The 12,648-nt window shown below is 39.2% G+C and carries 12 protein-coding genes; 6 read left to right on the top strand and 6 right to left on the bottom strand.

What is annotated here, in order from left to right; all coding sequences use genetic code 11:
• Positions 1–492: 492 nt before the first annotated feature.
• A complete protein-coding gene (locus J500_RS13955) occupies positions 493–1,059 on the bottom strand; it encodes a peptidylprolyl isomerase A (RefSeq protein ID WP_004986258.1) in 567 nt (188 codons plus the stop codon).
• Positions 1,060–1,212: 153 nt separating this feature from the next.
• Entirely contained in the window at positions 1,213–2,283 is a 1,071-nt protein-coding gene (locus J500_RS13950; protein WP_004994580.1) for an alpha/beta hydrolase, read from the bottom strand.
• 207 nt (positions 2,284–2,490) lie between these two features.
• On the opposite strand from J500_RS13950, the gene J500_RS13945 reads away from it, so the two are divergent.
• The gene (locus J500_RS13945) at positions 2,491–2,694 is read left to right on the top strand and encodes a hypothetical protein (protein WP_004994582.1); all 204 of its coding nucleotides are present in this window, start codon (positions 2,491–2,493) and stop codon (positions 2,692–2,694) included.
• 320 nt (positions 2,695–3,014) lie between these two features.
• On the opposite strand, the gene J500_RS13940 is transcribed toward J500_RS13945, so the two are convergent.
• Entirely contained in the window at positions 3,015–3,251 is a 237-nt protein-coding gene (locus J500_RS13940; RefSeq protein WP_004986255.1) for a hypothetical protein, read from the bottom strand.
• A 407-nt stretch (positions 3,252–3,658) separates the two neighbouring features.
• Positions 3,659–4,519 (bottom strand): MBL fold metallo-hydrolase, encoded by an 861-nt coding sequence (locus J500_RS13935; RefSeq protein ID WP_004994583.1) that lies wholly within the window; start codon positions 4,517–4,519, stop codon positions 3,659–3,661.
• A gap of 106 nt (positions 4,520–4,625) precedes the next feature.
• Between J500_RS13935 and J500_RS13930 the strand changes: the two genes are divergently transcribed.
• The 5 genes from J500_RS13930 to J500_RS13910 all read left to right on the top strand — a co-directional run bounded on the left by J500_RS13930 (position 4,626) and on the right by J500_RS13910 (position 9,396).
• Positions 4,626–5,519, top strand: a complete 894-nt coding sequence (locus tag J500_RS13930; RefSeq protein WP_034700137.1) for a LysR family transcriptional regulator — start codon at positions 4,626–4,628, stop codon at positions 5,517–5,519.
• 158 nt (positions 5,520–5,677) lie between these two features.
• Positions 5,678–6,223, top strand: coding sequence for a nucleotide exchange factor GrpE (gene grpE / locus J500_RS13925; RefSeq protein WP_004994585.1), 546 nt, complete (start codon positions 5,678–5,680; stop codon positions 6,221–6,223).
• Positions 6,224–6,341: 118 nt separating this feature from the next.
• Positions 6,342–8,285: a molecular chaperone DnaK gene (gene dnaK / locus J500_RS13920; protein ID WP_004986251.1), complete on the top strand. Its 1,944-nt coding sequence runs from the start codon at positions 6,342–6,344 to the stop codon at positions 8,283–8,285.
• Between the two features lie 100 nt (positions 8,286–8,385).
• Entirely contained in the window at positions 8,386–8,886 is a 501-nt protein-coding gene (locus J500_RS13915; RefSeq protein WP_004994587.1) for an FUSC family protein, read from the top strand.
• Positions 8,887–9,006: 120 nt separating this feature from the next.
• On the top strand, positions 9,007–9,396 hold the full coding sequence (locus J500_RS13910; protein ID WP_162897706.1) for a hypothetical protein: 390 nt from the start codon (positions 9,007–9,009) through the stop codon (positions 9,394–9,396).
• A 69-nt stretch (positions 9,397–9,465) separates the two neighbouring features.
• On the opposite strand, the gene J500_RS13905 is transcribed toward J500_RS13910, so the two are convergent.
• Together J500_RS13905 and J500_RS13900 are read right to left on the bottom strand one after the other, a co-directional pair.
• A complete protein-coding gene (locus J500_RS13905; RefSeq protein WP_034700135.1) occupies positions 9,466–10,752 on the bottom strand; it encodes a lytic murein transglycosylase in 1,287 nt (428 codons plus the stop codon).
• A 774-nt stretch (positions 10,753–11,526) separates the two neighbouring features.
• On the bottom strand, positions 11,527–12,648 hold the full coding sequence (locus J500_RS13900; protein ID WP_004994591.1) for a 5-(carboxyamino)imidazole ribonucleotide synthase: 1,122 nt from the start codon (positions 12,646–12,648) through the stop codon (positions 11,527–11,529).

The raw sequence follows: 12,648 nt of genomic DNA, 5'->3' as shown, positions 1-12,648 counted from the left end.
TTGCATGTGTTAAGCCTGCCGCCAGCGTTCAATCTGAGCCATGATCAAACTCTTCAGTTAAAATCATTTCGCACCTTATTAAAGACAAGGTGCCAATTCTGGCTCATCAATTACTGACAAATTCTCTCAAATAAACTTCGAGTAATTTAAACCAATCAATCAATGATAATTTTTCGATCAATCAATCAGTAAAAATCCACACAAGTTGTTCTTCTATTCTCTTAATGATCTATTCCTTACCTCGTCAGTAAGAAATTCAACTCAATACAAACCACTCAACCTTAACCCTAAAAGCCAAGATCTTCATCGTGTATCGCGTCGGGATGAGTGCATTATAGGGCAATTCCCTACACAAGCAAGCCCCTTTAACTCATTGTTTTATTGAGTGTTCTATTTTTGTGCATCGATCTAGTTTATTTTATAATCAAAACCAATGTAACTATTTATTTATAAAGCAGAAATATTAATTTCACATTTCTGCTTTATTGTTTGTTATTTAGCACTTTTTTGTGGCTTGATTTGCACACTCAGGATTTTAATCGGTTGTTTAGGCACATTTTGATAAGAACCTATAGTCGTTGTTGGAACTTTAACAATTTTATCGACCACATCCATGCCCTTTGTGACTTTACCAAACACTGCATACCCTGCATCTACTGGAGAAGCATTCAGGAAGTTATTATCTGCAACATTAATGAAGAATTGGCTAGTTGCAGAATTTGGGTTACTGGTACGCGCCATTGCTAAAGTACCACGTGTATTTTTAAGTCCGTTACTTGCTTCATTTTTGATTGCTGGTCGAGTCGCTTTTTCTTTGAGGTTGACATCCATGCCACCACCTTGAACCATGAAGCCAGGAATAACGCGATGAAAAATCGTCCCTGTATAAAAGTTGCTTTTTACATAAGTTTCAAAATTTTTGCTAGAAATTGGAGCTTGATCATTAAAAAGCTCAATCTCAATATTGCCCATAGAGGTTTTCATTTCAACGAGTGTATTTGCAAATACACTAATACTCATTAAACACCCCGTTGCCATTAAAGCGACTTTCTTTAACATGGTTTTTCCTTTTCTATCTCTATAGCGACCAAATTGCTAGCCAGACTAGCATAGTATGTTCATGGTCTATTTTTATAATATTGTTATTTGGATTATCAAAAGGTGTTCCACGTGAAACACCTTTGTATCTTTGATTTATCGTCTTGATTTCGATTAGGTGTGTTTATCCCAAAACTTTCTAAATGATTTACTCATTTGTATCAAATTGGCTTTGGCTTTACGCGAAACAGGTGTCAGATTAATAAAACCGTGGGTTTGATCCAAATATTCATCATATTGAACCTTAACCCCATTCTGACGCAATTTATGACTATAAATCTCACCCTCATCGTGTAGCACATCATGACCAGCCGTCACTACATATGCGGGTGCTATTTTTTTCAAATTTCCATAAGTAGGTGAAATCACTGGATCTGTTAATTCAATATGATGTTGGGTTGCGTAGTAATCTGTGACGTAATCGATATCACGACCTGTCAATACCAAACCATCTTTATAGGCATAAAAAGAGGGATGACGGCTTTTAAAGTCTACCGCTGGATAAATCAAGAATTGAGCTTGTGGTGCATAAGACTTACCAATGGTTCGTTGAGCCACCACGGTGCTGATATTGCCGCCTGCGCTATCGCCTGCCACTGCAATACGATTTTTTAGAATTTTAAAATAGCGGCGGTTTTGATAAACCCAAGCCAACGCATCTTCACAGGACTGAATTAAATGCTTAGGAGAAAATTCTGGAGCGAGCGGATATTCAATACTTAATATTTGCACATTGGCTGATTTAGCAATCAGGCGACAAGCTTCATCATGCGTATCGACATTACCAACCACAAAACCACCACCATGATAAAACACCACCATAGGCAGCTTTTTATTTGGATGCGGATGATAATGTCTGGCAAAGATGGTACCACTTTGTAAAGGTAAACGAATATCTTCTACAAACTCTAATGGTGTTGGTTTGCGTCGAATCGCCTGCATTTGTAGTTCAAACATTTGGCGGGAACGGTCAACATTTTCATCGATAAAACCCGAATACCCCTGTTTGTACTGCACCGCCATCAAGCATTTTGTGAAACTATCAAGTTGGGGATACTGATAGGGATAGCCCAGTAATTTAACAATGGACTCCTGAATAAAAGCAGGGAGTTTGTCTAATGCGCGCGCTGCTGGTCCCTGCCCTTTTTCTAATAATGCCTGAAGCTTTTGCTGCGATAGATTCACTGATTTCTCCCTTCAAATTGCTGTTATTCATTTTTTCTACATATTCAATCGTGTCTTGACTATATGCGCATACAAGACACCTAATCAAGTTACATTTCCTTAATTTTTCCTACGCTAATCGCAACCACAATAAAAGTCATTGACTCAAACCTGAAATGGCATTGGATAGTTTTGTCATTGGTTAGATCAAAAATAAGGAGCAGTAAAATGAAAGTAATTTTGATCTCACTTGTCACTGCATTGCTTGCAGTTGGATGTGTAGTTTTACCTGAAGATCACAATCATCGGCATGGTGATCGATATGACCATGATCGAAATGATGATGGATATAACAGAAAAGGTCACTGGGACAGAGATCATGGTCGCTGGGATCATGCTAATGGGGGTTGGAGATATGCGGATCGTCCCTAATATCTATACTCGTTAAATAACGTCGTTCAAATAAATCAAAGCCTAAATCTACGGAGATTTAGGCTTTGATTTGGTTCGTACTCAAGCATCCTGCCTTATTTACTGTACGACCATTTGCAACAAACATCCTGTTTGCTATGGAGCTACTATAATTGATGACTAAAGCCTTGCCTGAGGGCAATCGACCGAAGTATCTGTACGTCATATCTTCGCTGAATGTCGGCTTTGAACGTTTCAAATGAGTAGCAGCTCATCTAAAACTGAGTGTTATGGTGGCATCCAATGATCACTTTCATTCACCGCATCGCAGACAAAAAATATTATTGAACGGGTGCAGACTCAGGGGCAACTTGTGGTTGTTCAGGAGATGCCTGTACAGGTTGAGCCTGTGTTGAAGTATCCGCTTGTACTGCTACACCACCCTGCACACCCGTTGCTTCTGGGCTTGCAGACGCTTGTGTAGAACCTGAAGCATTTAAGCCAGCTTCCGAAGCACAGCCTACTGCTGTGAATGCTACACCTGCAAATACCAATGATAATAGACCAAGTTTCTTCATGTTTCTTTCCTTTCATTATGACGAAAATTTGCAAAGTCCAACTTTGCGCTGCCTATGATTCACAATTTCTTCTGGTCAAACTCACATCATTGGTTGGTGTTTATAGAGTTAGACGTACATGTTCTGCAATTTTTTTTAACTAAACGCCATTTTGCTAAAAACAGAGCTTTAAATTACAAAAGCTGTGCTAACTTATTATTCAACTTTTATTTTTTAATTTTAAATTGCAGGAGAATGATCATAAATCTGGATGTTAACGTTATATAAATCACCTAAAACCATAATAAATTGTTACATCGTAATTGAGGGCTTTTTGCAGTACTTATCGTGCATACAGGCCCATTCTTTTTGAATGAGCCCATTTTGCAAAGATGAAATTTCACAGAGTTTTGAAATTATGCCTCAAATTAAGGCCATTTCATTTCACCTTTAACTACCTTTGCACCCAAATCCAAAGTATCTGTTTCCTTGAGATCAGGATATTGTTGTTGCATTGTTTGAGAAAGTTGTTGTGCAGTTTTTGTGGTTTTTGCTGCTTTCTCATAATTGTTTAAATAGTCCAATGAAAAATTCACGGCAGCTAAATTTTCTGGCGCATTTTCGAGCATATGTGCAGGTACGACTATTTGCGGCTGAAGAGCCTTGATCGCTTGCAGTGTACCAATGACTTCAGCACGATCTTTGGTTCTAGGCGTATCTGCCATCCATAAATGAATGCCAGAAGATACGGGAATCCCCCCTACCACGGCTTTGATTGACGGAATCCATAAATAAGTCAATTCATGATTTCCCTTTATCTCGATCTGTTCATTTTCCAGTTGGAGTGTTTTGCCAGTGAATGCTTGTGGAATGATGATGCTCTCAGGTGCATTGACGCCCATTTTAGGAGACCAATACTGCACTTTTAAGACCTGAGTATCTTGAATGTGCTTTACTGTTTCTGGCGTTGCGATGATTTTGGCATTTGGAAAATACTGCTTAAATACATCCAGACCGAAATAAAAGTCTGGATCACCATAACTAACAAAAATGGTTTTTAGAGTTTTACCACTATCCAGAATATCAGCAGCCACTCGCAGTGCTTCTGATTTGGAAAATTGTGCATTCACCAAGATCACTTCTTTCTCCCCTTCAATCAAAGTCGAAGTCACACCAAAATGTTGTGGTTGAGCTAAAAAGTTTTTGAGGATGAGCGGTTTAGCCAGTACCATTTGAGAAAATAAAGCTGAGGTGACTGCGGCTAAAATAGGTGCTTTTAAACTGCGCATGACTAAATCCAGATAAATAAATAGCACTTTAAATTGCAATTTGTATCAGATAAAGCCGCTAATTCAAGATAAGCTATTACAAATAATGCAACAATCAGATGTCATGATGGATACTATAAAAGCCATGCAAGTCTTTGTTCGTATTGCAGAACAAGGCAGCCTGAGCCGTGCCGCCGAGCAACTTAATTATTCTCGAGCCATGGTGTCACGTTATCTGGATCATTTGGAACAAACATTTTCCGTACGCCTATTTCAGCGGAACACCCGTAAAATCTCGCTGACCCCTGCGGGTGAAAAAGCTTTACTGTATTGTGAAAATATTTTACAGCAGCAGGCGTTACTGTTTGAATTGGCTGCGCATGAACAACAAACAGGTACAATCCGTCTCACCTGCGGTTTATTTTTATATCAAATGGGGTTGAATGAGTGTCTACGAGCGTTTAAACGACAACACCCGCATATTCAATTTGAAGTAATTCTCACTGAAAATACTGTTGATTTAATTGATCATCAGATGGATTTGGCGCTTCGCATCACTCAAAAGGTGGCTGATGGTTTAATTGCGCGCCCCGTACACGAGATCAAATCAATTTTTTGCGCACATCCCGATTATTTGGCTCAACACCCTCCTCTATTACATCCCAGCCAACTTTTACAGTATGACTGTATTACCCATCAACATGCCAGTCAGTACTGGACGTTGTTTAATGTCGAACAGCAGCCCCAGAATTACCCTTTAAATAGCACCTTTAAAAGCAATGACGTAAATGCTTTGTATGATATGTGTATCAATGCGCAAGGAATTGCGATGTTACCTGCACGATTGGTGCAAAATGATTTGATTCGCGGGCGATTAATTCAGGTGTTGGCTGATTTTTCTGCACCAGATTTGACGCTCTCGTTGGTGTATGTGTCTCGTCAACATTTACCCAGAATCATTCAGCAATTTATTGCTTTTTTAATCGAACACCTCGATTTTTACTTAAATAAAGAAAATTAAAGAGATTTAAATATAACAGCATGCTTGAATTTATAAAGGATGACCTTACTTCATTCATCAAGAATCAAAACTCATGGCAGTTCAGCATAATGCTGTTTTAAACACCGATGCCAAAAGGACTGTACATGTTTAAAAACCCATTTAAACGGAGATCATCAATGGCTAATGAGCAAAACGAGCAAGCTCAAGACATTCAAAATGAGCAACAAACTGAACAAACTCAAGCTGAAGGTGTAGAGCAAGCAAACGAACTTAGCGTTGAAGATTTACAAGCTCAAATCACTAAACTCGAAGAAAGCCTAAAACTTGAAAAAGCACGTGCAGCCAATGCGATGTATGAAGCTGAAAAAGTCAAGGAGCGTGCTGAGCGCGAAGCAGATACAGCCAAAAAATTTGCGCTGGAAAAATTTGCTAAAAGCTTGCTTGATTCAGTGGACAATCTGGAACGCGCGATTCAGGCAGCAGGCAATGAGCCATCACCTTTATTAGAAGGTGTGCAGCTCACTTTAAAATCATTATTAAACACTTTAGAGAAGTTCGATATTGTCGCTGTAGATACTGAGCATGGTTTTAATGCAGATCTTCATCAGGCTGTGGGTATTGATCCAAATGCCAAGTCAGGTGAGATCGGTACTGTTTTACAAAAAGGCTATACCCTTTCTGGTCGTTTATTACGCCCAGCAATGGTCATGGTTGGTCAATAATGAATAAAAGTTGAGCGTTTTTTGATTTTTTTTCATAAAAATCCTTGAAAAAAAACAATTAACTCTCATATCGAATAACAAGCAAAAACATTGCAAAAAAATTTGAGGAATACACCAAATGGCAAAGATTATTGGTATTGACTTAGGTACAACCAACTCATGTGTTGCGGTACTTGAAGGCGATAAAGTTAAAGTCATCGAAAATGCAGAAGGTGCACGTACCACTCCATCGATTATCGCGTATAAAGATGGTGAAATCTTGGTGGGTCAGTCTGCAAAACGTCAAGCTGTGACTAACCCAAAAAATACATTATTCGCGATCAAACGTTTGATTGGTCGTCGTTATGATGATGCTGCGGTACAAAAAGACATCGGTCTTGTCCCTTACAAAATCATCAAAGCAGACAATGGTGATGCTTGGGTTGAAGTCAACGACAAGAAACTTGCTCCACAACAAGTATCTGCTGAAATCTTGAAAAAGATGAAAAAAACAGCCGAAGACTACTTGGGCGAAACGGTTACTGAAGCCGTGATTACTGTTCCTGCATACTTTAACGATGCGCAACGTCAAGCGACTAAAGATGCTGGTAAAATTGCAGGTCTTGATGTTAAACGTATCATCAACGAACCAACGGCTGCGGCACTTGCGTTCGGTATGGACAAAAAAGAAGGCGACCGTAAAGTTGCAGTTTATGACTTGGGTGGTGGTACATTCGACGTATCAATCATTGAAATCGCAGACCTTGATGGCGATCAGCAAATTGAAGTGTTATCAACCAATGGTGATACATTCTTGGGTGGTGAAGACTTTGATAATGCCTTGATTGAATACTTGGTTGAAGAATTCAAGAAAGAACAAAGTGTTAATCTGAAAAATGATCCACTTGCATTACAACGTTTGAAAGAAGCGGCTGAAAAAGCAAAAATCGAGCTTTCTTCATCAAATGCCACTGAAATCAATCTGCCATATATCACGGCTGATGCGACTGGTCCTAAACACTTAGTGATCAACGTAACACGTGCAAAACTTGAAGGTTTGGTTGCAGATTTGGTTGCCCGTACCATTGAACCTTGTAAAATTGCATTGAAAGATGCAGGTTTATCAACTTCTGAAATTTCTGACGTAATCTTGGTCGGTGGTCAGTCTCGTATGCCACTTGTACAACAAAAAGTACAAGAATTCTTCGGTAAAGAGCCACGTAAAGACGTGAACCCTGATGAAGCAGTTGCGATTGGTGCGGCAATTCAAGGTGCAGTGTTGTCTGGTGACAAAACTGACGTACTTTTATTAGACGTAACACCATTAACTTTAGGTATCGAAACAATGGGCGGTGTATTAACACCAATCATTGAGAAAAACACCACGATTCCTGCGAAGAAATCACAAGTGTTCTCTACTGCTGCTGACAACCAGCCTGCTGTAGACATTTCGGTTTACCAAGGTGAACGTAAAATGGCTCAACAAAACAAATTGTTGGGTAATTTCCAGTTAGGCGATATCCCACCTGCTCCACGTGGTGTACCGCAAATTGAAGTATCGTTCGACATCAACGCGGATGGTATCTTGAAAGTATCTGCGAAAGATAAGAGCACGGGTAAAGAGCAATCGATCCAGATCAAAGCAAACTCAGGTTTGTCTGATGCTGAAATCGATGCCATGATCAAAGATGCTGAGGCGAATGCTGAAGAAGACCGTAAGTTTGAAGAGTTAGCAAAAGCACGTAATGAAGCGGATGCTTTAGTGTCTAGCTCAAACAAAGCAGTCAAAGATCTGGGTGATAAAGTCACTGAAGATGAAAAAACTGCAATCGCTACTGCGGTTTCTGAGCTTGAAGCAGCCACTAAAGAAAACGATGTGGATGATATCAAAGCAAAAACCGAAGCATTACAAAACATCTTGATGCCAATCACGCAACGTGCTTATGAGCAAGCACAAGGTGCTGGCGGCGCAGAAGGTTTTGATCCAAATGCCTTCCAAGGTGGTGATGCTGGTCAACAACAAAAAGCGGACGATGGCGTGGTAGATGCTGAGTTCACAGAAGTAAAAGACGACAAAAAATAATTTGTCTCTTTAAGAAGACCGCGCGAAAGCGCGGTTTTTTATTCATTTTAAATAAAGTGATGTATTATTTTAAAAAGAATAGACCATTTTAAATTCTCAAATGAATAAAAGTAGTTCAGCTCAAATTCAATACATTATTAAAATTCTGACCTGCACCATTATTATCAGCATAATTTCAATCATTTTTGATAAAGACAAAACTTCAAATTTCTTCTTATGGGCAACGTTAACGAGCTTCTTTACCCTCCAAGCAGATCAAAATATTAAAGTTAATTTTAATCAAATTACGGGCAATATTATTGGCTCAATAGTTGGAATTTTAATTTGGTTTTTAATTTTTTCTGCCTCACATTATGTCGCGTATATTAATTTGGAATATTGGTTTTTAATTCTTGGAATTTTTCTTACGACTCTGATTTGTATTATTGTCAGACATACTGAATATTGTGGAATTGCTTTAGCCAGCTTTTTGATCGTGACGATTTATGATGTCGCTCATCAAACCATTGAAGGTGCATTATTTCGAATTGTATTCTGTGCGGCAGGCTGCTTCATCGCCTATCTCGTTGATATTGTTGTGCGTAGATGGATGTACAAATAATTTATAATATAAAAATAATCCGACAATAATTTTTGTAATTTGTTAAAACCTGAGAGTACCTAGAGTCGAAATCGTATTCAGATTCATGTTATGGTGCTAGATGAATCTAATGAACAGGCAATGGAGATCGACGTGAGTTACTATCATATCTTGATTGAAGTGAATGATCTAATCAGTACGATTGAGCAAACACGTGATATTGAAATTCTTGATATCATTGAAATTCAGCCTTATCTCCATTCAATTTTATTGCCCTATTTCAATGAGCAGGAAATTGAACTCGAAGATGAAAATATCGAATTTAAGGATATTTTACATCTGGAAGTGAAACAAACTCTCTTACCAATTGAACATCTGATCGAAGAAGAACAAAAACTCTTACCCAGTGATACCGATGTCACCATCACCGCCTATGAAATTTTTAATGATCGTGAACTGAGTCAGGATGTCACTACTGTGATTATGGACATTCTTGAAGCGGTCAAACTGGATCAATCCCCGATCGAGTAAAACCATTACATACAGTAAAAGGTCTACACATGTAGACCTTTTATGTTTTTATCAACCAACATTTAAAAACTACTGCATCATTTTTACCGCTTGCTGGGTGCGAATCGCTTTTAAAATCTGCTGCCCTGCCCGACCTGTTGGATTTAGACCCAAACGAGTTTGTTCCTGACGAATCGCCTGACGAGATTTATCTCCAATCAAACCATCAACTTCACCAATATCATAACCACGGCTGACTAAATAACGCTGAATTTCACGGCGTTCAGCGCGCGATGTACCAGGATCATCCGTCGGCCATGAGCTGACAAATGGCCCTGTTCCTTTTAGACGATCAGATAAATGGGCAATCGCCAAGCCATAGCTTTCGGCCGCATTGTAACTATAAATGGCATCAAAGTTTTTAAACACTAAAAATGCGGGGCCATTTGCACCTGCGGGTGTCATGAGACCTGCTGGTGTGGATGAGGTGAGATTTCCCTGTATTAGAGGTGATCCATCCATTCGAGTCAGACCTCGCTGTTCCCAACTACTCAATGGTTTTTTATTACGTCGCCCTTCTCCACTTATAGAGATATTTTCTGGAATTTTGACCTCAAATCCCCACGGCATGCCCGTTTGCCAACCTGCTTGTTTCAAGAAATTCGCGGTCGATGCCAATGCATCTGGCACACTTGAAACCAAATCACGGCGACCATCACCATCAAAATCAACCGCTATGCGCTCATAGGTGGACGGCATAAATTGAGTATGACCAAATGCTCCTGCCCATGAGCCTTTCAACTGATCTTCCCTTAAGTCACCGCGCTGTAAAATGCGTAGCGTGGCAAAAAACTCACTGCGAAAATAGCTTTGACGGCGTCCTTCACAGCTTAATGTTCCCAAAGCCTGTAATAACGGATATTTTCCAGAAATATCACCAAAATTACTTTCCACACCCCAAACCGCGACGATGGTTTCTGGTGGTACACCATAGGCCTGCGAAGCACGATTCAGCACATCGCGATATTGCGCCATTTTTTGTTGACCTGCCTGTACCCGTTCATCATCTACTAAGCCCGAAAGATAGTCCCAAATTGGTGTTGAGAACTCAGGCTGATAATTTAATTTATCAATTACCGAATAATCAGGACTTAAATTTTGCGTATAACGATCATAAGTGGCTGCACTGACACCTGAAGCAACCGCTTGTGAACGCAAATTGGCAATACAACCCTGAAAATCATTTTGGGGTGAAAAACTGCTCGCTGCGGGTGTTGTTGTAGTTGTAGAAATGCTTGCACCATTCATAATGAGTTCAGCTTGGGCTTGAGTCGCTAGAAAAAAACAGGAAGAAAGAAAGAAAGGCAAACGTCGCATTGTTATCAGCACCATTTTTGAATTCAAAGTTTGATTTTACCTTAGCATTTAGATGGCACGATGACAGATAAGTTTGGTAACTTTGAATTCATTTTTATCATTTTAAATTCATCATCGAGCGATGCTTTTAAATTCAAACTTTTCCATCACATTATTTTTAAATTCAAAAATCGTTTTTCCATTTAAATTCAAAACATGTTCAGCATGATGCTATGTCAAAATATTGAATTAAAACCAAGAATTCGTGATTTTTTAGTATTTATAATGACTTAGACAGCATCCTATACAGTTTATAACGATCACTTGTTTTGAATTCAAACTTTAGGATACGCACCGATCGCCACTTTAAATTCAAACACCACTCACCACAGTATCTGTGGATAACCTTACGCTTGGTTTTTGAGTTTAAAATACAGAATATAAAAAGCCTACTTTTGAATTCAAAAATATTCTTCATCATCGACGTATTTTATTAGTCCTTTGTATTTCTTCCTTATGGATAAAAATAAAGAGACCTTAAATAGTCATCAAAGATAATTTAAATTCAAAATAAAAAGCTTAGATTTTATTACCATTTGAATTCAAATTTTTAGCCATTTATTGTTGAAGTAAAGATAGGTTTTATCTGATCAAAGCTTGTTAAAAAATAACCAAATTTATGCGACTTGACGAGATGAATAAGATAAAAGATCAGATTGAAAGGCGGTCTAGCAAAATAAATCACAAAAAAACGACCAGTATTTTGATCGTTTTTTGGGAGCTAAAATTTAAAAATTACAGCGTCATATCGGCTTTTAAGGCCAATGGCTCAGGTAAAATCTGCGCTAATTGGCGGCATAAACCGACCAAATCCTCGCTATTCACAGGCATTAAGGTGATATGACCGAGTTTACGGCCTTCACGCTCTGTTTTATTGTACAGATGTAAATGCGCGCCATTTAAAGCTAAAACATCTTCAGATTTTGGATGTTGCCCAATGATATTGACCATCACGGTTGGACGTATCACATCTGTTGAACCCAATGGCAAACCCGCCACCGCACGAATATGATTTTCGAACTGTGAACACACCGCACCTTCAATCGACCAATGTCCTGAATTATGTACACGTGGTGCCATTTCATTGGCAAATAAACCCTGATCTGTCACAAACAATTCAAGAGTGAGTACACCAACATAGTTTAGATGATTGAGCAACCGTGTGATGTAATCCTGTGCAACAGGTTGCAAATCAGTGCTGTTCGGTGCAGGCACAATCGAATGCGATAAAATCCCGTGATGATGATGATTTTCCGCCAAAGGCCAAGTTTTCACTTCACCATTTTGGCCACGCACGGCAATAATAGAAACTTCACGCAAGAAAGTCACAAAACTTTCCGCAATCAATGATTGTGCAGGCCCTAGTTCAGCCCAAGCTTGCTCGATCTGATCGGCTTGACGCAAGACAAATTGTCCTTTGCCATCATAACCACCTGTCGCGGTTTTTAATACAATCGGCAAACCTAACTCGGACACAGCTTGTTTCAGTGAGTCTAGACTATCGACCGCTTTAAACGGTGCAACTGGAATATCAAGCTGATTAAATAAGGTCTTTTCTAAAAGACGATTTTGCGCAATTGCGAGTGCCTGACGTGGCGGATAAATTGATTTGGTTTGACTTAGAGCATCCACATCTTCAAGCGGCGTATTTTCAAACTCAAGACTAAATACATCGGCACTTTGAATAAAAGCACTTAAACCATGTTCTGCCTGACTTGAAAAAACCTGTCCAAGCGCCGCTGCTGGACAATCTTGCTGGGCTTCAAAAAAAGTACATTGAATATTTAATGGTAATGCAGCTTGAGCCATCATGCGACCCAATTGACCACCACCAAATATCCCGATGGTTTTATCCAT

It is taken from the genome of Acinetobacter sp. 479375 (assembly GCF_000581715.1).
GTDB lineage: Bacteria > Pseudomonadota > Gammaproteobacteria > Pseudomonadales > Moraxellaceae > Acinetobacter > Acinetobacter ursingii.
The sequence above is the reverse complement of the archived record's forward strand: the minus strand, read 5'-3'. Positions and strand labels throughout refer to the sequence as shown.